Here is a 20723-nt window from a genome sequence, read left to right as displayed (position 1 = left end):
AGGAAACAGAACCGCCGTTATCTCAGGCAATGAATTACAAAACCAATAACAATCATTACAAAACGGAACGACATTGTGACAATAAAAACATCTAACGATTCCAGTTTCTTTGGCCATCCGGGGGGCCTGCAGACACTGTTCTTCACTGAAATGTGGGAGCGCATGAGCTACTACGGTATGCGTGCCCTGCTTGTTATTTTCATGACTCTCACCATCCAGCAGGAAGGTTTAGGCTTCGACAAAGAAACCGCCTATGCCATTTATGGCTTGTATACCGGTGCTGTTTATTTCATGGGCCTTTCCGGCGGCTGGCTGGCAGACCGTCTGTTCGGTGGCCAGAATGCAGTGTGGTACGGCGGTATTATTATTATGTGCGGCCATATCGTGCTGGCCATCCCCACCACCTCTACCTTCTTCATCGGCTTAATCCTGGTTGTGCTTGGCACAGGTTTATTGAAACCCAACATCAGTGCAATGGTCGGTCAGCTTTATTCTGAACATGATGCCCGCCGTGACAGTGGTTACACCCTGTACTATATGGGTATCAATATCGGGTCAATTATCGGTAACCTGGTGTGTGGCTGGTTAGCCGTTAACCAGGGTTATCACTGGGCATTCGGTGCTGCTGCAGTGGGCATGGCTATTGGTCTTGTTCAATACAAAATGACTCAGCATAAACTGCCTTCAGAATCAGCCAGTCCGACAGTGAACATGACACCAGCCGGTGTGAAGAAAAGCTGGACCGGCATTATTTTGTTCCTCGTCACACTGTCCATCGTCACTTATGCCATGAGCATGGGTTATCTGGTCATTGATGTTGCAGAAGTCGCAGAGTCGGTAGCCTATCTGTTTACTGCAATTTTCCTGCTGTATTTTGGTTTCATCTATTTCTTCGGCGATTTAAGTGAAAATGAAAAGAAGCGGATGCTTGCATTATTTTTAATCTGCGTAGCCTCTTCCTGCTTCTTTGCCGGTTTCGAACAGGCAGGTTCTTCACTGAACGTGTTTGCTAACGAAGATACTGACCGCATGTGGGGCGACTTTGAAATTCCTTTCGCCTGGTTCCAGTCGCTCAATTCATTGTTCATTATTGTATTATCACCTTTCTTTGCCGCCTTGTGGATCCAGTTAGGTAAACGAATGATGGATCCTTCCTACGGTATCAAGTGTGCCCTGGGTACCCTTATCATGGGCAGCGGTTTCATCGTAATGTTTTTTGCAGCCATGTATGCAGCGGGCGATCAGAAAGTGGCGCCTTACTGGTTAGTTGCTACCTACTTCCTGCACACTGTGGGTGAACTGTGTTTAAGCCCGGTAGCATTAAGTGCGGTAAGTAAATTATCCCCCCGTCGCTTCTCAGGACAGCTGATGGGTCTGTTTGTACTGACTTACTCTATCGGTAGTGTGATTGCTGGTGTAATGGCCGGTGCGTTTGGTACAGAGTCAGATAATGTGTCGGCACTGTTCAGCAATATCGCCATGTTTGCCGGTGTCATCGGTGTACTGGTTCTGGTATTCTCGCTGAAAACCCGTAGCTGGGAGAAGCTGCCACAGGAAGATTAAAGACCTTCCACCAAAGGCGGGTTGATCCCGCTACCGATTAATTTATTATAAACCGCTGTAACGTTATTCCTGGTTCAGCGGTTTTTTCTTTTCAGGATCATCAAGCAGTAATGGCAATTTATTTTTCTACCAGACAAATTCCGGGCCTGTCCGCTCTTCCCCTTGCTCAGCGTATGACTGTGTTGGACAGTGCCGCAAAATGTCTCACTGTCCCCGAAAAAACTCTGCTCAATATTTTAAAACTACTGGTTATCGTACCGGTGTTTGCATTGATTATACGGACAACAACGAACTGGCACTCATTGCTGTGGGCATTGCTGGTATTTTTGCTGTATCCGTTAGTCGTGAAACCTATTCAATATTCACTGTGCGCCAAGTATGTGCCACAAATATTATCTAAGGAGAGACAATGAAAACCATCCTGGTAACAGGCGGTGCAGGATATATCGGCAGCCACACTGTGCTTCAGCTGCTGGAACAGGATTATCATGTTGTCGTACTCGATAACCTGGTTAATTCCAGTGCCGAATCCCTTCGTCGTGTTGAAAAAATCACTGGCAAACAAGTGACATTCGTTCAGGGTGACATCCGCGATGACAATGTACTGAATACCATTTTCAGCCAACATCAGGTCAATGCAGTGATCCACTTTGCCGGGCTGAAGGCGGTTGGTGAATCTGTACAGAAACCACTGGAATACTACGAAAACAACATGTACGGCACGCTGAGCCTGTGTAAGGCAATGCGTAAGTACAATGTCATGAAACTGGTTTTCTCTTCTTCAGCCACTGTTTACGGCGATCCTGTGTCGTTACCATTGCATGAGAAAATGGCAACAGGTCATCCGACTAACCCTTACGGCATGTCGAAACTCATGGTGGAACATATGCTGACGGATTTGTACAAGTCAGATGAACAATGGAATATCGTGTTGTTGCGTTACTTCAATCCGGTGGGTGCACATAAATCAGGCCTGATTGGTGAGGATCCTAATGGTATTCCGAACAATCTGATGCCCTATATCTCTCAGGTAGCTACAGGTAAACTGGAACAACTGAGCGTATTCGGTGATGACTACGATACAGAAGATGGTACAGGCGTAAGAGACTACATTCACGTTGAAGACCTTGCCAATGGGCACCTGAAAGCACTTGACCGCCTGGCACTTAACATGGGACTGGATGTGTACAATCTGGGAACCGGACAAGGCTATTCCGTGCTGGAGATGATTAAAGCTTTCGAAGAAGCATCAGGGCAAACCGTTAACTACAGGATAGCTCCCAGACGCAGCGGTGATGTTGCCGCCTGTTATGCCGACCCCACACTGGCGGCAAAAGAGCTAAACTGGCATGCTGAAAAGAACCTGCAGGACATGTGTAAAGATGTGTGGCACTGGCAGTCAAATAACCCGAAAGGTTATCAGGACTGATTATGAGCCGCCGGCACACTGAAATGTGTGCCGGAACAAGTAACCGGAGTGCGGAGAAACTTTCTCCGCATACATTTATTACTGCAGCAATCTGAATGACGGTTAGTTCTGCTCTTCTGGCAAATCAAGATCATCAAGCATAGATTCGAATTCTTCGAAATCGTCTAACTCTTCCTGCTTAATCACCTTTTCACCACTTTTTCCGTCAGTCACACGAAATTCCAGATTCTGGAAATAAGCGTTTTTAACGAAGGCATAGTCATCAATCGCCTGCTCAAGCTGCGGCTCCTGATCGATCAGCCCTGCACGGCCTTCCAGAATAGAGACAGCGAAACGGGCCACATTCATGCTACCGGTAAGCACAGTCATCGGATAATACACGTTATCCGCTACATCACCGGCCAATGAGCGCGGATCGCTTGGCCCCAGTGCAGGAAACATGAGGTAAGGACCTGTTTCCACGCCCCAGTAACCGAGCACTTCTCCGAAATTCTCACGCTGACGTTTGATACCCATCGCGTCGGCCACATCAAACGCACCGAACAATCCTACGGTAGAGTTGATGATAAATCTGGCCAGACTATCCAGCCCTTCGTCAATTTTTCCCTGGAAAAAGTTATTAAACATATTGCCGGGCTCATCCAGGTTATTGGTAGCATTCACAAGCCCGGTGCGGGCAAATTGCGGCATAACCGTCACATAACCAATTGTTACCGGGCGCAATATGTATTGATCAAGTACTTCCCAGTTGAAATTCCAGGCCACACGGTTCAGTGGCTCCAGCGGATCCCGCGGGTCGCCTTGCGGCATCTCGTTGCTGGCCTGTGCCTGCTCATCCACAGCACGCTGACTGGCGCAACCTGACATTAACGTTATGCCCAGCAAAATGCAGGCGAAGAGTGATTTAGACGTATTGATCACTGCAATTCCTTGTTGATTTGTATCGGGAGCGGGAGCACTTCGCCCGGTGACACCGGTACCGTAAGTACTCCACTGAGGTCTCCGGCAGCGGGCATAACATCATCACCGGTCGATATTCTTGCGGTAAGCTTAACCTGCTGCAGAGATGCCAAAGTGAACGTTGGCACCATGGCATTATCCGTACTTAGCGACAAAGATACAGGAAAATTTTGTAACTGCATTTTAACTACGGCCGCCGGCATACGGTTTTCACTCTGTGCATCCTGCGCATAAACAATCAGATAACCATCGTCAGGGAGTTTATCTTTTATTTCATCAGCAATAGTTACCGTAATATCAAACCCGGTTTTAGCAGTCATTTGCTCTGCTGCAACAGGCACAGCTTGTTGCTGTTTTTTAAGACCGGCAATACGTTCTTCCAGCGCCAGGCGGGTTTCATGCTGCGGCGGCAGTTTATCGCGGATAAGCGCAAAGTACCGTTCGGTGCCGGCCAGATCACCCAGCTTTGCCGATACCACAGCCATCATCAAAGATAAGTTATCATTCTCAGGGTTTTCTTCTGTCAGACTCTGCAAAACCCGCCGGGCAGCGGCCAGCTTTCCGGCGTCTTCAGATACCATCAATGCCTGTGCATAGGTAATCCTGATAGTCATGTCACCGGGTTTGAGTGACATAGCCCGCTGAATGGATTGTAAGGCCTGTTCATCTTCTCCCACAGACATCCACAACCGGCCCAGAAACATCCATCCGGTAGCATCTTCGGGTTCGCTGCGTAGCCGCTGACGGATAGCATAGGTCAGGCTGGCGATATCCTGCGCGGTGAAGTTACCGGCATCACCGGATGCCAGCTTGTCACTCAATTCCGGTAATGACTCAATCGCTGCCTCAGCGTGTCTGACCTGTTGCAGATGGTTAACCGACCCGTAAACAATGGTGCCCGTTGCTATGGCCAGCACTGCACCGGTCAGCAAAGGCAGAAGTGCAGACTGTTTCTTAACTGTCGCTTCAGAAACGGCCTCATCCACCATAGCCAGCTTAAGTTCATCACTGGCTTTTTGCCTGTCAGCTTCGGAAATAAGGCCTTCTGAGACCTCTCTTTCCAGTTCAGTCAGCCGCTGACGGACAATTACAATATTCGACAAGACATCCCGCTGACGTACTTCACGACGTCGTAGCCAGGGGAAGGCAACGAGCAACAGAACCAGTGTGATCAGTCCTGAGGTAATCAGCCCGAATTCAGTCCAGCTCATTCTTTATCCTGCTTTAACATAGCTTCTGCGCGCTTTAATTTCTCTTCCGTGTCCACCGGCATACTCTGCCCGGATTTACGGGTGACGAAGAACAGCACCACTGCAATAAACAGCACGGGTAAAGCCCATAACCAGAATGTGGCAATGTTCACCGGCGGTTTGTAATAAACAAAGTCACCGTAGCGTTCTTTCATGTAGCCGATGATTTCATCTTCCGACTTGCCCTGCTGCATCAGTGAGTACACTTTCCTGCGCATATCATGGGCGATCATGGCGTCAGAATCGGCAATATTCTGGTTCTGACACATGGGACAACGCAGTTCTCCGGTCAGCTTGAGAAAAAGTGCCCGCCGTGCCGGTTCGTCAAAAGCATAGTTATCTTCTACCGATATCGCGGTCACAGGCAGTAAAGAAAACAGTAAAAGCAAAGCTATCCGTATGGTATTCATCGGGCTCCTCCGGCTTGCTGCGCTTCCTGCTCAGTCAGGAGCTTACGGTACAAGGGCCCGACTTTGGTTTCCCAGACTCTGGGATTGATATCACCGATGTGATGCATTCTGACAATACCGCGGCTGTCTATCAGGAAGTGCTCCGGAGCACCGGTCACACCTAAATCCAGCGATGTGTCACGGTAAACATCAAAGATATTGTACTGATACGGATTGCCGTAGCGGCTTAGCATTGACGTGACTTCCTGCTGCACCCGGCTCAGTGTTTTCGTGCCGAAGTCAGGATCCAGGTCCTGATCAAAATACAAACCGACAAAGTTGACCTGCTGCTCATTACGTAGCTCCGTGAGATAAGGCATTTCAACGGCACAGGTAACACACCATACGCCCCACACGTTCAGAATTGTGACCTTGCCTTTAAAAACGTCGGGAGTGTAAACAACATCAGGCTTCATCAGATCGGGCAACGAGAAGTCCGGCACCACCTTATCCTGCACTTGTGAGTCCAGTGCTCTGGGATCGGAAAACAGTCCCTGAAAAAGAAACACCACCAGTGCCAGAAAAATCACCAGCGGAATAACAAATAAACCTGTTTTTTTCATCCCTGCTCTCCTGCCATAGCGGATGTTGAAGCACGAAAGACTTTTTTCACTTTTGCCAGCCTTGCCATCCGGTAGCGGCGGTCTGAAACAGAGCAGATCCCACCCAGCGCCATAATAACTGCTCCGGCCCAGATCCATGTGACAAAGGGTTTAATGTACACCCTCACCGCCCAGGCACCGTCATCAAGAGGTTCGCCCATAGCAATGAAAAGGTCACGGAAGACGGTGGAGTGAATGCCCGCTTCCGTCATCGGCATTCTCTGCACGGTATATATGCGTTTTTCCGGTTCCAGGTGGACCAGTTTTTCACCATCAACATACACATCAAAAACGCCGATATCAGCGGTATAATTAGGCCCCTGAAACGGTTTCACTTCACTGAATGTAAACGTGTAACCGCCCAGCTCTGCGGTTTCTCCGGGAGCCATACGGATATCACGCTCCAGCGCGTAATTTGACACAAGGGTGATACCAATAATTGTGACAGCAAAACCAAGGTGACCAAGAACCATGCCCCAGTGGCTGGGTGTGAGCTTACGTAATTTCCGCCACAAGCTGTCCTGCGGCATTGCATCAGTGCGCTGCATGACTTCCAGCACCGAGGTCACCAGGATCCACGCTGCCAGTACCAGGCCGAGTGCAGCCATATAGGTGGGAGAGTCGTAGGTAAAATTAATCAGTAGCCCGGCGCTGATACTCAGCCCGGCGGCAATGGAAATTTGCTTTTGCAATGCCCCCGGCGCCTGGTGCTTCCATCTTGTCAGCGGGCCGAGGCCAAGAAAGAACACGAAAGGTACTATCAGCACTGTAAACATCTGATTAAAGAACGGCGCACCGATGGATATAGAACCCAGGCCAAGCTCTTTATGAACCAAAGGCAGCAGCGTGCCCAGAAGCACTACCAGTGTTGCTGCACACAAAAATACATTGTTCCCCATCAGCAGGACTTCACGGGAAAACAGGCCATAACGGCCTGGTGATTTCAGTTGTGATGCTCTCAGCGCATATAGCAATAAACCGGTTCCGGACAGCACTACCAGGATACCGAGTATAAAAAGTCCTCTTGACGGGTCACTGGCAAAGGAGTGTACAGATACAATGACGCCGGAGCGCACAAGGAAAGTGCCTAGCAGGCTTAATGAAAACGCTGCGATGGCTAACAGAACAGTCCAGGATTTAAACACCTTACGCTTTTCTGTCACAGCCAGAGAATGCATCAGCGCCGTACCAACCAGCCATGGCATGAAGGACGCATTCTCAACAGGATCCCAGAACCACCATCCGCCCCAGCCGAGCTCATAATAGGCCCACCAGCTTCCCAGCGCGATCCCTACGGTGAGGAACGACCATGCAGCAATCACCCAGGGGCGTGACCAGCGTGCCCAGGTTGAATCCATCTGACCGGAAATCAGTGCGGAAATGGCAAAGGCAAAGGAAACTGAGAAACCCACGTACCCCATATACAACATGGGGGGATGAATAATCATGCCAAAATCCTGTAAAAGAGGATTCAAGTCCCGCCCGTCCACAGGAAAGAAAGGCAACATGCTGTCAAACGGGTTTGAAGTAAGCAGCATAAACAAATAGAAACCGATCCCCACAGCGCCCAGCACCGACAAAACACGGGATACCATTTCATCCGGAATGCCTTTGCTGAATATTGCTACAGCCATGGTCCAGACAGATAACATCAGTACCCACAGCAGGAACGAACCCTCATGTCCGCCCCACACGGCTGTTACTTTGTAATAGTCCGGCAGTCTGCTGTTTGAGTGTTGCGCTACGTAAGCGACACTGAAATCATCGGTGACGAAGGCCCACACCAGCGCAACAAACGCCAGCAATGTAAACAGGAACATGCCAGAGGCCAGCGGCTTGGCAGTGCCCATCAAAAAAGTATGCTTTGTCTGCGCGCCCCATAGCGGATACACAGCCAGTAAAATGGCGCATACCAGTGCCAGTGTCAGTGAAATATTACCCAGCTCAGGGATCATTGTCCGGCTCCGGTATTTGCCGGCTTCACGTGTTTAATGCCTTTCATCTGTTCAGCCAGTTCCGGCGGCATATAATCTTCGTCGTGTTTTGCCAGCACTTCCTGCGCTTCAATGACACGGTCTGCCACCAGTGTACCGGTAGCCACAATTCCCTGCCCCTCACGGAAAAGATCCGGCAGAATGCCTTTGAAACGTACCGTCACTGCGGGTCCCGTATCGACAAGGTCGAAGGATACCGCGAGACTTTCTTTGTCACGGTTGACAGTGCCGGGCACAACCATTCCGCCTATTTTCAGTCGCTGGCCAACCTGTGGCTTCACGCCTTCGCGGCCATCGACGATTTGAGATGGCGTGTAGAACAAATCGATGCTGTCGGTCAGTGCGAACAGCATCAGGCCCACAGCACCGGTAACCAGCGCGCCAACCAGAGTAACAACTAGTAACCTTCGTTTTCTGCGCGGATTCATACTAAACGCTCCTGTCAGAATTAGGGGAAGAGGCCTGAGCGGCTTGCGCAGCCTTACGGATGCGCCCTTTACGTTTTTGCTCAGCAGCAATGTGGCGGATGAGTTGCTTATGCGCCAGCAAGCTTTGACAAATAATGCCGGTCATCACCAGCGCGGCAATGCCAAATGACAGCCAGACATAAAATCCGTAACCGCCCATAGCCCAAAATTCTGCCCAACTGTTAAACTGCATCAGACGTCTCCCGCAAACCGGTGATATCCCGCACCCAGGGCCGGTGCATTTCCCGCCGCAGAATTTCAGTTTTCATACGCATGGTCGTAACAGCGGCGATAAACAGCGCAAAGCCTGCAAGATTAATCAGCAGTGGCCACAACATTTCCGGTGCAATAGACGGCTTGTCGAATTTGGTGATGGTGGAACCCTGATGCAATGTATTCCACCATTCTACTGAATAGTGGATCACCGGGATGTTCACAACCCCCACCAGCGCCATAACGCCTGCCGCTTTACCCGCCTGCTGTTTATCTTCAAACGCGGTATATAAGGCAATGACGCCAAAATACAAAAACAGCAAAATAAGTTCTGATGTCAGCCGTGCATCCCACACCCACCATGCGCCCCACATAGGTTTCCCCCATGCCGCACCGGTAAGCAAAGCAATGAATGTCATTGCAGCACCCACAGGCGCCATGGCAATCATGGCCATGTACGCGGTCCGCCATTGCCAGACCATTCCCACCAGCGCAGCTACGGCCATGGCGACATAGGTACTCATTGACAACATGGCAGATGGCACATGGATGTAGATAATTCTGAAGGAGTCACCTTGCTGATAATCCTGAGGCGCAAAGAAAAGCCCCCATACCGTACCGCACAACAAGCTGATTACTGCAGCCACTGAAAACCAGGGGAGCAGCGTATTACAAAGCTGGTAAGCCCGCTCAGGCTTGGCGTAGGGATGTAACCACTTCCACATCAGTTCTGACTCACTTTTAAAGAGTAGGCAATGGCAGCCGGAGCTAATGCCATTGCCAGCAACAACATCGCGCCAATAATAGCAATTTGCGCCCTGTAGGGTAATTGTAGCGCAGCTGCATCCACTGCCGAGGTAGCAAATATCAATAATGGAATGAAAAACGGGATCAAAAGCAGCGCCAGGAGTACGCCACCACGCTGAAGCCCTACCGTTAATCCCGTGCCGATTGCACCCACCAGTGACAAAAGCGGTGTTCCTAACACCAGGGTGAGTACCAGCGCTATGTACATGTCAACAGTGAGATTGAGAAACAGCGCAAGCAGAGGTGACAACAGCAAAAGCGGAATGAAAGTAACCAGCCAGTGGCAAAGTACCTTTAAGGCGGCGACGGCATAGTACGGCTGTCCGGATAGTTGTAACTGTTCCAGTGAACCATCTGCGAAATCGTCCCGGAATAACCGCTCCATCCCGAGCAATGAGGACAATATGGCGGCTATCCAGATAACGCCCGGGCCAATCCGTTGCAGAGTTTCAGGGCCGGGTCCTATTCCCAGCGGAAACAGTGTCACTACCATTAATAAGAACATAAGCGGCTGAACCAGCTCGGCCTTCTGGCGAAATGCCAGTGCCAGGTCACGTTTAAAAACCCCCTGATACAGGCCGCTCAAAACCGGTACTCCAAATCAAATGTCTTATACCCGCCCGCGCGATGGCTCAGTGTCTGGTGTGAGGTAATCAACACAGCACCGCCATTGCTTGCATGTTCACACATTTTATCTTCCAGTTGGGCAACGCCACGGATATCCAGTGCGGTAAAAGGTTCATCGAGGATCCACACGTCAGCCTGCTTCAACCATAATCTTGCCAGAGCGGCACGGCGAAGTTGCCCTGCAGACAGTGTGCGGCAGGGTACATCTTCCATACCCACCAGCCCCACCAAAGCCAGCACGTCATAAAGATTGTCTTCGTTAAAGCTGACGTTATGCTGCGCACACCAGAATTGAAGGTTTTCCAAAGGCGACAAGGTGCCGTTTATGCCGGCTTTGTGTCCTATATAGATGAGGCTGGTGAACCAGTCTTCGCCCAATGGTTTCCCCTGCCAGAGAAGGGAGCCGCTTTGAGGCTGACTTAATCCACTGAGGATACGCAACAAACTGGTTTTCCCGGCACCGTTAGGCCCACGCAAATAAATCAGCTGCCCTGGCAGGAGCTGAAAAGACAGATCTTCGAACAATACTCTGTCCCGTTTAATGCACGTTAGTTTGCTGGCAACCAGTCCCGACAAACCGCTATCCTCTTTAACATATCTTTGTATATTCCGGTCTGTCATTCTAGCATAGGCAAAACGGAACACATCACGCCCATTGGCGTATTAAACTTTTTTATGACTTAGTTCAAACTGAAGGACCATTGACAACAGTGAAATGCACAAAATGCTTGAATTTTTCAATTAGTTGCCGATAAATCTGACATGAACTTGCAGATTGCTCAACTGTTTTCGGCGAATGCCACTGCCGCACCGGTTAACCCCGACGCTGGAGCATTGCGTTCAGACACCTTGCATCAGCTGCCTGCAGTAACCATAACCCGTTTACCCGGTCCGCTTATTCAGTTGACCGGAAACGCCCTCCCTCAGGACGGACTTGTCGTAAAAGATCCCGGTCTCAGCACATCTCAGCCGCAGGTTTCCCTGGCCAGAACATCGGTCAGTCAGATGACGTTATTTGAACTTCTGCCTGTGAAGCACAGTGCAGTACTGACACAGGCTGATACTCAAAGACTGGTTACAGCAGTGGCAGAAGGGCTGACACAAACACAGCAACTCAGCCTTGTCAAAAATAATCAGGCCTTATCTCTGGGCGCCATGGTTGAGCAGGCGTCCCCCAAACAACTAACACTCAGGTTACAGTTACCCGGCGCCCCAGTGATTAAACTGGATTTACCGGCAGCCCAACACGCTGCCACTCAGGCCGGAGACAAATTATCCTTAAAAATAACGCCTTCACCTGACAGCAGGCAGTCAGGATGGCAAATTACCTTAACGCCACAAGGGAAAGGCTCTGCGCAGCCTGCACAAAGTGTGACTGTACCGGCATCAGCGCCGGTAGTAAAACTGGCTCTGGCAAAAGCGCTGGTCAGTGAAGGGCTTAGCATTGAGGGGAAACTGCCGGTCGCACTGAAGCGTTCATTGCATTTACCCGATGGCTCATCAGGCAGTACGGGAAGAGAAACATTACTAACCCTGAATGTCAGCATGCGCGGAACGCAACTATCAGCGACGGGCACCCAAACACGCCCCCTTGCTATGGTCAATTTGCCACCTGCTTTAGCGACATCTGCAAGCAATACTCTGCAGGCTCTTCCGCCGGTCCCGCTTAAACTGGCAGACATTGCAAACCGGAAAGGGTTGCCGGTATTGCATATCCTACCGCCACCGGATCTGGCGGCTCCGGTAGCCAGTCAGCAATTATCAGGCGCGACATCTAATAATATAAAAGATGTCCTTTCTGCAGGGCCGCTGAACCTGCCGCCCGAACAACTTAGCCGCGTCAGTGAAAATATCCGTAAGCTTTCACGGCAACTTCTCGCAGAAACAGGCTCTACATCAGAAGCACTGACTAAACTGGTTTCTATCCTTACCAAAGCGTCTCCGGGAACGGCTGCCGGTACAAGGGACTTAATGAGTGCTTTATCCGCTCAGATAACCGCTTCACTTCCTGTTATAAAAACTGCCGCGGGAACTGACAATATTCAACATGCCGTTACCGTTCAAACAGAGACTGGCATTCTTTCTCAGGATACGGCGCAGTCGATTAAACAGCTGTTGCAGACACCCGCCCTGGTCACAACGCCAACGAATATTCTTAATCCGCCATCACAATCCGGTTTCGTGAATGCCCTTATCACGCTATTACAAATCAGTTTTGCAGGTCGCGCTGTTCGAAATCAGCCCGACCTTGCAAAAGCGCTGGATAAAGCTGAATCGGTAATAGTCAGAAGTACAGCTTCGGCCGGCGGGGGTAGTCCGCCATCAAAAACTGCCGGCGATATGGCACAAATCGACAGCAGGACCCATTTGCTCGATCACGTTAAGTCACTGCTCGCGAATCATCAGCAACAAAAACTCCAAAGTGCAGAAGCCCGGTTGCAGGGTCAGGACACCTTGTATTATGTGTTGCCTGTAGCCGGTGATGATCAGCCACCTCCCGAACTTTTTCTTCGTGTTGAAGAGCGGGATACGCGGGAAGAGCAGGCAAAATCGTCCGCACAGAGAATATGGCACCTGACCATGAAACTCAGTGCTGGCGGGGACGGAGAGCTGCTTGCCAAAACTAAAATTGATAAGGACGTTATTCATATCAACGTATACACATCGACAGATGCTCTGTTGATAAAGGTTATGGAAACCATGCCATGGCTGTTAAAGCGTTTAAAAGGCCTGGGACTTGAGGTTGAGCAGCATAGTTGTCAACGGGGAAAAATACCTCCGTCACTCAAAGACACGCCCTATCAACTGTTCGAGACACTGGTATGAGTGACAAAACACGTAAAGCTATCGGGTTGAGATACAACAGTGGCGAAGCCGGAGCAAAACCTAAAGTTGTGTCGAAAGGGTACGGTGAACTGGCCGGTGAAATCATTCGGGCCGCTGAAGATTCAGGCATTCTTATTCACGAAGATCCCTACCTTTCTGACTTGCTGGCAACATTAGATCTCGGGCAGGAAATCCCGGAATCTCTGTATTATGTGATTGCAGAATTGATTGCCTGGTCCTATGTTCTTCAGGGCAAAATGCCGGAAGGCTGGGAGAACAGCGGGCAACTTCCTCAACGGGTATAAGCCGGTACAGAAACCTGCCCGGCCTGTTTACCCGATACGGCCTGACCGCCAGGTTACAACTTAAACTGTCCCGCTAAATCTCTCAGCTCGGAAGATACACCGCTGAGCTGGGTAGCCTCGGCAGCCAGTTCCTCTGAATGCTCGCTGGTCTTTTCACTCAGATTAATGATTTTAACCAGCGCCTCATCTATTTCAGTTGCCACCACGGTTTGTTGCTCAGTCGCTCTGGCAATTTGCGTACTTTGCGATTGAACAGTACTTATCGAGTGACTGATATCCCGTAAGGACGACACCACCAGTTCGGTTTTCTCTACACCTTTTAACGAGCGCTCTTTACCAGCCTTCATTGCCGTGTCGGCTTCTGATGCCATCTTCTGGAGCTTTTCTACCATTTTGCGGATATCATCAGTGGAGTCCTGAGTGCGCGAAGCCAGTGAACGTACCTCATCGGCAACGACCGCAAAACCTCTTCCCTGCTCACCGGCACGGGCAGCCTCAATAGCCGCATTCAATGCCAGTAAATTTGTTTGCTCTGCTATGCTATTAATCACATCAACGACCGCGCCGATATTGTCTGACTCCTGACTCAAACCACTAACTGTCTGAACGCCCTGACTGATTGCGTCTGCAAGAGCATGGATCTCAGTTAACATGTTTTGTGCCTGCGACATGCCGTCTGTCGCCTGCTGCTCTGCTACGGTTGCGGCTCTGCTGGATTCGGCAGCATTAGCTGAAATTTCCTGTACGGTATGCGCCATTTCCGTTACTGCCGTCGACACACTGTCTACTTCAGTTCTTTCCTGATTGATTTCGCGGCTGCTGGCGCCGGACACATCACGCAAGTGGTCTGCGGCCTCCGCGACGGCTCTGGTATGCTGAACAATATCCTGTAGTAATGTATGAATTTTACCGGTAAATACATTGAATTGTTCAGCCAGTTGCCCGACTTCATCGCCCGACTTAATTTCAAGACGACGGGTTAAGTCACCGTCTCCTGAAGCAATATCAGCCATAGCATTCTTGAGCTGTAAAATCGGACGGGTGATCACTGCACCAGCAAACCAGGTAACTGCTCCGGCGATAACCAGTACAACCACAGCAACAATTAGTGAAGTATGTAACGCCTCTTGTACCGGTGCTTCAACCACGGCCTCCGGAACCAGTAATCCCAATGTCCAGTTCATTTGCGGCGAAGCTAGAGTGACATGTTTATAAACAACAAAATAATTTTCATTGTTGTATGAAACTGGCGTCATACCTTCCGGATGGCGGGCAATATCTACGCTTAAAGCTGCAAAGCCATCAGCACCTTTCAGGCTTTTATCAATGGACGCCAGTGGAGATGATAGTGGCAGGGCTTCCCGGCTCCCCGGGAAGTACACAATATTTTGTTCGTCATCGACAAGAAACGCAGCGCCGGCTTTCTCATATTGGATCTCTGACAGCATATCTGCGACTGTGGTGATGAGAATATCCACGCCGCCCACTCCAAGAAGTTTACCATCCCGGTACACAGGACCCTGAACCACCGTCGAAACGCTTCCATCCTGTGAATCTGTCGCCGGAGGTGTGACATAGATGCCCCCTTTTTCTACAGCGGTCAAAAACCACGGGCGCTGATTTGCAAAGTAATTATCTTCTTCACCCACACGGCCCTGCTCATAAAAATACTCTCCGGTACCGGCGGTACCGAAAAAAGCAGACTTAATGTGCTTGTCATTACTGCTGATGGCGCTGAATGATGCAAAAATATCGTCAGCAGCCTCACCACTTAACGTACCGCCACGCTGCGAATGTTGAGTAAAAAAGTCGGTGAAGAAAGGATTGTTCAGAAATGTAGAAGCGACACCTCCGTAGGTAGCAAAGAAACCTTTTACAGATTCCGCTTCACTGGTAACAAGAAAATGAAGATCCCGCTCAACGGTCTGCCTGGTTTTATCGCTGACAATATTGAGCAGGAAAATCGTTGCTACAATCAGTAACAATGCGATAGCACCGCCAACAATGAGCACAAATTTTTTCTGAAGTGAGAGTGATTTCATACGCGTTCCCGTGTTTGTGTTTCACCTTCCATATTCGGGAGTTGGTGAAATCTTTTTTATAAGTTTATATTTTTAACGGCAGTCATCTTCACTTCTACAGTAAATTGAACGATAAAAAAAGTGCATTCCTCGTCTTTTGGACAGTTCATTACCTACTGATTTTATTATTCTTTTTATTAGATAACACTAATAAAAAGAGTTAAACGGTCTACAGAGGCCTTCTTACAGGACGGTTCGCCTTTCAGGATATTGATTTTAAAACCCGTTTTTTCACACAAAAAAAGAAGCCAGCTTTTCAGCTGGCTTCTAATTTGATTAACTGTCTATCGATTTGTCGTTTCATGCGCAGCCTTTTACAGGCTGCCGGACATAAATCTTACAATTTTTCTTCTGTTTCGCCTTCGGCTTCTTCAGGCTTTACTGTTTTTTGAGCCAGTAACTCTGCGCGCAGCTTGGTTTCGATGTCGTTAGCGATATCAGGGTTATCTTTCAGGAACGCCATTACGTTCGCTTTACCCTGACCAATACGGTCACCGTTGTAGCTATACCAGGCACCGGCTTTATCAACCAGCTTCTGCTTCACACCAAGGTCAATAAGTTCAGCTTCCTTACTGATACCCTCGCCGTAACGAATCATGAATTCCGCCTGCTTAAATGGTGGTGCAACTTTGTTCTTCACCACTTTCACACGGGTTTCGTTACCAACAACCTCATCACCTTCTTTAACCGCACCGATACGACGGATATCCAGACGCACAGAGGCATAGAATTTCAGCGCGTTACCACCGGTTGTGGTTTCAGGGTTACCGAACATAACACCAATCTTCATACGGATCTGGTTGATGAAAATACACAGCGTATTTGATTTCTTGATGTTAGCGGTAAGCTTACGCAACGCCTGAGACATCAAACGCGCCTGAAGACCCACGTGAGAATCACCCATCTCACCTTCAATCTCAGCTTTCGGTGTTAAAGCAGCAACCGAGTCGACAATTACCACGTCCACAGCTCCGGAACGAACAAGCATGTCACAAATTTCCAGCGCCTGCTCACCGGTATCAGGCTGAGAGACCAGCAGATCGTCAATGTTTACACCCAGCTTTTTGGCGTAGATAGGATCCAGTGCGTGTTCCGCATCGACGAATGCACAGGTTTTGCCTTTCTTTTGCGCTTCAGCAATAACTTGCAGTGTCAGGGTTGTTTTACCTGATGACTCAGGACCGTAGATTTCAACAACACGCCCACAAGGTAAACCGCCTATACCGAGTGCAATGTCGATACTGAGTGAACCGGTAGAAATTGCTTCGATATCATGCGCCTGATTGTCACCCAGGCGCATGATGGCACCTTTACCAAATTGCTTTTCAATTTGGCCAAGAGCGGCGGAAAGAGCTTTGTTTTTGTTGTCGTCCACGATATTATCCTCAAGATAATGACTGTCCGGTAGTTACCCTGTCGTATTACGCTGCCACTTTTACTTCTGTTATTTTTTAACTTCCGCAAAATATGATTCGGTCAGCGCTTCAGTAACTCACGAAACGTAATTCGAATGTTGAGTGCATTTTATACTGTATAAGCATACAGTCAAGTAAGATTTCACAATTAGTCTGTCAAATCCCGTTTTATTCAGCAACCAGTCGTTGGTACAGATAAGAAATTGCATGGGCGATGGCCTGTTCCCGCACCGCTAACCGGTCACCGGAAAATACGTGACGCTGCGTGTTCATTTCACCGTCTATCATAAAGCCAAACCAAACCGTACCCACCGGCTTTTCCGCCGAACCACCGCCAGGCCCTGCAATACCACTCACCGACACGCCAACCTGCGCACCACTTTCCTGAACAACACCCTGCGCCATTTCAGCCACAGTTTGCTCAGACACCGCGCCAAACTCCTCAAGCGTTTCAGCTTTCACTCCAATAAGTGATTGCTTAGCCTCATTTGAATAAGTGACCCAGGATTGATTGAACCATTCAGAACTACCGGAAACAGAAGTTAATACGTAAGCAATTCCACCACCTGTACAAGACTCAGCACAGGATACATGCCAGTTCCGCCGGCGAAGCACATCTCCGGTGGCAACCACCTGTTTAAGTAAGGCACTGTCTCGTGAAACAGTTGAAAAATCTGCGCTCATACGAATAATACTCACCAATGAATTAATTCCGTTGTACCATTTTACACATTTAGCGGACGCCGGAGCGATTAAGTTCAATCCTGTCGGGGAAGGAATTGTTTCGTGTTTCCAATGCAGTTCCATGCTCCGGCCGGAAGCAAGTGACTGAGAAGGCGCGCGTACGGAATACGGGGACTGCATATGAAACCGTCTGCCGCAGGGAAGCGGCAGCCGGGGCCCCATGGATGGGTTTACGCCGTGTTTCAAATGCAGTTCCGTCTTCCGGACAGAAGCGCCTTCGCAAACAGTATCAACATAACAAAGAGGTTTTCTTGGAATCACATACGCCGATGATGCGCCAGTATCTGGCCATAAAAGCACAACATCCTAATATTTTACTGTTTTACCGGATGGGAGACTTTTATGAACTCTTCTATGACGATGCCAAAAAGGCCGCACACCTGCTGGATATTTCATTAACAGCCAGAGGCAAATCCGGCGGTGAACCCATTCCAATGGCGGGAGTGCCTTATCACGCGGTGGAAGGTTACCTGGCGCGCCTGGTAAAAATGGGCGAATCGGTGGCGATTTGTGAGCAGGTGGGCGATCCTGCCACCAGCAAAGGACCGGTAGACCGTCAGGTTCAGCGTATTGTCACCCCGGGCACAGTCACTGATGAGGCATTATTAGAAGAGCGCCGTGATAACCTGCTTGCTGCTGTGTGCGGTCACAGCATGCAGTACGGCGTTGCCACCCTCGATATAAGCAGCGGGCGTTTTCTGGTGGTTGAATGTGACAGCGACGAACAATTGCTGGCCGAGTTGCAACGCCTTAATCCTGCGGAACTGCTTTATCCGGAAGGATTCGAAGGCTTACCTCTTATTGGAAAACGAAAAGGTTTACGTCGTCGTCCCGAATGGGAGTTTGATCCGCAAACGGCAACAGAGCAACTCAATCAGCAATTCGGCACCAAATCACTGGATGGGTTCGGGATCAACGGCTTAGATAAAGCCACCGGTGCAGCCGGCTGTGTACTGCAATACGTTAAAGATACCCAACGTACCGCCCTGCCCCATATTCGCAGTATTCATCGTGAACAGCAGGAAACACGTATTCAGCTAGATGCAGCCACGCGAAGAAATCTGGAATTAACCGCCAATTTATCAGGCAGTCAGGAAAATACTCTGTTCAGCGTGCTGGACTCTACCGCCACCCCCATGGGCAGCAGATTACTTCAACGCTATTTGCACGCCCCCATTACCGATCATTATGAGCTCACCCGACGCCAGCAGGCCGTCGGCAAGCTGATTGAAGAGGGTCATGAAGAAATATCAGATACACTAAAACGCATTGGTGACATAGAACGTATCATGGCGCGGTTAGCCCTGCGTTCAGCCCGTCCCAGGGATTTCTCCCGTTTACGCAATGCGTTTAACGAATTGCCCGGACTGCTCGACCAGTTATCCTCTCTTGAGGATCCGTTATGTGCAGATCTGGCCAATGCTGTCAGCACCTATCCTGAATTACAAAGCCTGTTAAATCAGGCTATCGTAGATAACCCTCCGGTTGTGATCCGCGATGGTGGTGTTATCGCTGAAGGTTTTAATGAAGAGCTTGATGAATTGCGGGCGCTGTCAAGGGGAGCCACGGACTACCTGGATGCTCTGGAAGTCAGAGAACGGGAGCGTACCGGTGTCTCTACACTGAAAGTGGGCTACAACAAAGTGCATGGCTTTTTTATCGAATTAAGCCGCGCAAACAGCGGCGCAGCCCCGGCAGACTATATCCGCCGTCAAACGTTAAAGAACACTGAGCGTTACATTACCCCTGAGCTGAAAGAACATGAAGATAAAGTACTGACCAGTCAGGGCCGGGCGCTGGCTCTGGAAAAGCAGCTCTATGAAGGGTTATTCGATGCCTTCCAGCCACAACTCACTAAACTGATAAACACAGCTGAAGCACTGGCTAAACTGGATGTGATTCAGTGTTTTGCAGAGCGGGCAACCGCACTCGACTTACATTGCCCTACCCTCACAGATAACCGTGAAATCACTTACGAAGCCGGACGTCATCCAGTGGTTGAGCAAGTTATGACCGACCCGTTTATTGCCAACCCCGTAACCCTGGACACCAGACAACGCATGCTTGTGATAACCGGTCCGAACATGGGCGGTAAATCAACGTACATGCGTCAGACCGCTCTGATTGTACTAATGGCATACCTTGGGTGTTACGTACCTGCAGAAAATGCAAAAATCGGCCGTGTAGATCGTATTTTCACACGTATTGGTGCATCAGATGACCTGGCGTCAGGGCGTTCTACCTTCATGGTGGAAATGACCGAGACCGCCAACATTTTGCATAATGCCACTGAGCACTCGCTGGTATTAATGGATGAAATCGGGCGCGGCACCAGTACATACGATGGCTTATCTCTCGCCTGGGCATGTGCCTGCTTCCTGGCAAGGGAGATTAATGCTTATACCTTGTTTGCCACCCATTATTTTGAACTGACCCAGTTAGCTGATTCTGAAGAGGGTGTGGTCAATGTGCATTTAGATGCGGTAGAGCACGACGATACCATCCGCTTTATGCATACGGTTGAAACCGGTGCGGCCAGCAAAAGCTATGGCTTACAGGTTGCCCAGCTTGCCGGCGTTCCCCGCCCGGTAATCAATGCTGCCCGGGCTAAATTGCATGAACTGGAAAACCGGGCACCACAGGAAGACGCCCCGGCCACAAAGACAACAAAAACGTCGTCAGATTCCGGTGCACCCACGACCAGAGCCGGGCAGTCGGAAATGCATTTTACCGATATGCCTGACCCGCTGCGGGATGCACTGAATAATTTGTCTCCCGACGAGCTTTCTCCCAGGCAGGCACTGGATTTAATCTATACGCTAAAACGGCTAAGTCAGGCGTGATACTTAAGGCTTTATTAATTTACCTGAAATAAACCCGCCAGCCCGGCAGGCAAACCGATTGTTTGCCTGCTACTCTTTCGCTATAATATTGCGCCGTCCAGGTGCTTAGTTCGGTTTTCGCAACTCTCAGCACATTAGCCAAAAATTC

At 49.6% G+C, this 20723-nt stretch carries 19 protein-coding genes; 6 read left to right on the top strand and 13 right to left on the bottom strand.

The window, feature by feature from the left end:
• Positions 1-81 precede the first annotated feature (81 nt).
• The 3 genes from J3369_RS05820 to galE all read left to right on the top strand — a co-directional run bounded on the left by J3369_RS05820 (position 82) and on the right by galE (position 2992).
• Positions 82-1563 (top strand): peptide MFS transporter, encoded by a 1482-nt coding sequence (locus J3369_RS05820; RefSeq protein ID WP_303574499.1) that lies wholly within the window; start codon positions 82-84, stop codon positions 1561-1563.
• A 110-nt stretch (positions 1564-1673) separates the two neighbouring features.
• On the top strand, positions 1674-1976 hold the full coding sequence (locus tag J3369_RS05815; protein ID WP_119500460.1) for a DUF6170 family protein: 303 nt from the start codon (positions 1674-1676) through the stop codon (positions 1974-1976).
• Entirely contained in the window at positions 1973-2992 is a 1020-nt protein-coding gene (gene galE / locus J3369_RS05810) for a UDP-glucose 4-epimerase GalE (protein ID WP_349584872.1), read from the top strand. Before J3369_RS05815 ends, galE begins: the two co-directional genes overlap by 4 nt.
• Positions 2993-3094: 102 nt before the next feature.
• Here the strand turns inward: galE and J3369_RS05805 are convergent, their stop codons facing one another.
• The 10 genes from J3369_RS05805 to ccmA are packed head-to-tail and all read right to left on the bottom strand — an operon-like array spanning position 3095 to position 10982.
• Positions 3095-3913, bottom strand: coding sequence for an MlaA family lipoprotein (locus tag J3369_RS05805; RefSeq protein ID WP_502877413.1), 819 nt, complete (start codon positions 3911-3913; stop codon positions 3095-3097).
• Positions 3910-5163 carry a c-type cytochrome biogenesis protein CcmI gene (ccmI, locus tag J3369_RS05800; RefSeq protein WP_349584870.1) on the bottom strand — a complete coding sequence of 418 codons (1254 nt, stop codon included), beginning with the start codon at positions 5161-5163 and terminating at the stop codon, positions 3910-3912. The genes J3369_RS05805 and ccmI overlap by 4 nt, the downstream gene beginning before the upstream one ends.
• Complete coding sequence (locus tag J3369_RS05795) at positions 5160-5612, bottom strand: cytochrome c-type biogenesis protein (protein ID WP_349584867.1); 453 nt, start codon at positions 5610-5612, stop codon at positions 5160-5162. The genes ccmI and J3369_RS05795 overlap by 4 nt, the downstream gene beginning before the upstream one ends.
• Entirely contained in the window at positions 5609-6214 is a 606-nt protein-coding gene (locus tag J3369_RS05790; RefSeq protein ID WP_303574461.1) for a redoxin family protein, read from the bottom strand. Before J3369_RS05790 ends, J3369_RS05795 begins: the two co-directional genes overlap by 4 nt.
• Positions 6211-8208, bottom strand: coding sequence for a heme lyase CcmF/NrfE family subunit (locus J3369_RS05785; protein WP_349584864.1), 1998 nt, complete (start codon positions 8206-8208; stop codon positions 6211-6213). The genes J3369_RS05790 and J3369_RS05785 overlap by 4 nt, the downstream gene beginning before the upstream one ends.
• A complete protein-coding gene (gene ccmE, locus J3369_RS05780; RefSeq protein ID WP_349584861.1) occupies positions 8205-8675 on the bottom strand; it encodes a cytochrome c maturation protein CcmE in 471 nt (156 codons plus the stop codon). Before ccmE ends, J3369_RS05785 begins: the two co-directional genes overlap by 4 nt.
• Before the next feature lies 1 nt (position 8676).
• Positions 8677-8907, bottom strand: a complete 231-nt coding sequence (ccmD, locus tag J3369_RS05775; RefSeq protein ID WP_303574463.1) for a heme exporter protein CcmD — start codon at positions 8905-8907, stop codon at positions 8677-8679.
• Positions 8897-9652 carry a heme ABC transporter permease gene (locus J3369_RS05770; RefSeq protein ID WP_349584857.1) on the bottom strand — a complete coding sequence of 252 codons (756 nt, stop codon included), beginning with the start codon at positions 9650-9652 and terminating at the stop codon, positions 8897-8899. The genes ccmD and J3369_RS05770 overlap by 11 nt, the downstream gene beginning before the upstream one ends.
• The gene (ccmB, locus tag J3369_RS05765; protein ID WP_349584855.1) at positions 9652-10320 is read right to left on the bottom strand and encodes a heme exporter protein CcmB; all 669 of its coding nucleotides are present in this window, start codon (positions 10318-10320) and stop codon (positions 9652-9654) included. The genes J3369_RS05770 and ccmB overlap by 1 nt, the downstream gene beginning before the upstream one ends.
• Positions 10317-10982 (bottom strand): cytochrome c biogenesis heme-transporting ATPase CcmA, encoded by a 666-nt coding sequence (ccmA, locus tag J3369_RS05760; RefSeq protein ID WP_502877428.1) that lies wholly within the window; start codon positions 10980-10982, stop codon positions 10317-10319. The genes ccmB and ccmA overlap by 4 nt, the downstream gene beginning before the upstream one ends.
• 141 nt (positions 10983-11123) lie before the next feature.
• Between ccmA and J3369_RS05755 the strand changes: the two genes are divergently transcribed.
• Both J3369_RS05755 and J3369_RS05750 read left to right on the top strand, forming a co-directional pair.
• Complete coding sequence (locus J3369_RS05755; RefSeq protein ID WP_349584850.1) at positions 11124-13187, top strand: hypothetical protein; 2064 nt, start codon at positions 11124-11126, stop codon at positions 13185-13187.
• Positions 13184-13492, top strand: coding sequence for an EscU/YscU/HrcU family type III secretion system export apparatus switch protein (locus J3369_RS05750; protein ID WP_303574468.1), 309 nt, complete (start codon positions 13184-13186; stop codon positions 13490-13492). The genes J3369_RS05755 and J3369_RS05750 overlap by 4 nt, the downstream gene beginning before the upstream one ends.
• A gap of 53 nt (positions 13493-13545) precedes the next feature.
• On the opposite strand, the gene J3369_RS05745 is transcribed toward J3369_RS05750, so the two are convergent.
• The 3 genes from J3369_RS05745 to J3369_RS05735 form a co-directional block, all read right to left on the bottom strand.
• Positions 13546-15534, bottom strand: a complete 1989-nt coding sequence (locus tag J3369_RS05745; RefSeq protein WP_349584846.1) for a methyl-accepting chemotaxis protein — start codon at positions 15532-15534, stop codon at positions 13546-13548.
• Between the two features lie 376 nt (positions 15535-15910).
• Positions 15911-16948: a recombinase RecA gene (gene recA / locus J3369_RS05740; RefSeq protein WP_349584843.1), complete on the bottom strand. Its 1038-nt coding sequence runs from the start codon at positions 16946-16948 to the stop codon at positions 15911-15913.
• 208 nt (positions 16949-17156) lie between these two features.
• Positions 17157-17672, bottom strand: a complete 516-nt coding sequence (locus J3369_RS05735; RefSeq protein ID WP_303574501.1) for a CinA family protein — start codon at positions 17670-17672, stop codon at positions 17157-17159.
• Between the two features lie 329 nt (positions 17673-18001).
• Here J3369_RS05735 and mutS point away from each other — a divergent pair, with 329 nt between their 5' ends.
• Positions 18002-20575 carry a DNA mismatch repair protein MutS gene (gene mutS, locus J3369_RS05730; protein ID WP_349586186.1) on the top strand — a complete coding sequence of 858 codons (2574 nt, stop codon included), beginning with the start codon at positions 18002-18004 and terminating at the stop codon, positions 20573-20575.
• Positions 20576-20723 lie beyond the last annotated feature (148 nt).

It is taken from the genome of Alteromonas sp. NFXS44 (assembly GCF_040148705.1).
In the GTDB taxonomy this organism is placed as follows: Bacteria; Pseudomonadota; Gammaproteobacteria; order Enterobacterales; family Alteromonadaceae; genus Alteromonas.
Note: the sequence above shows the minus strand (reverse complement) of the source record. Positions and strands in the feature narration are given on the sequence as shown.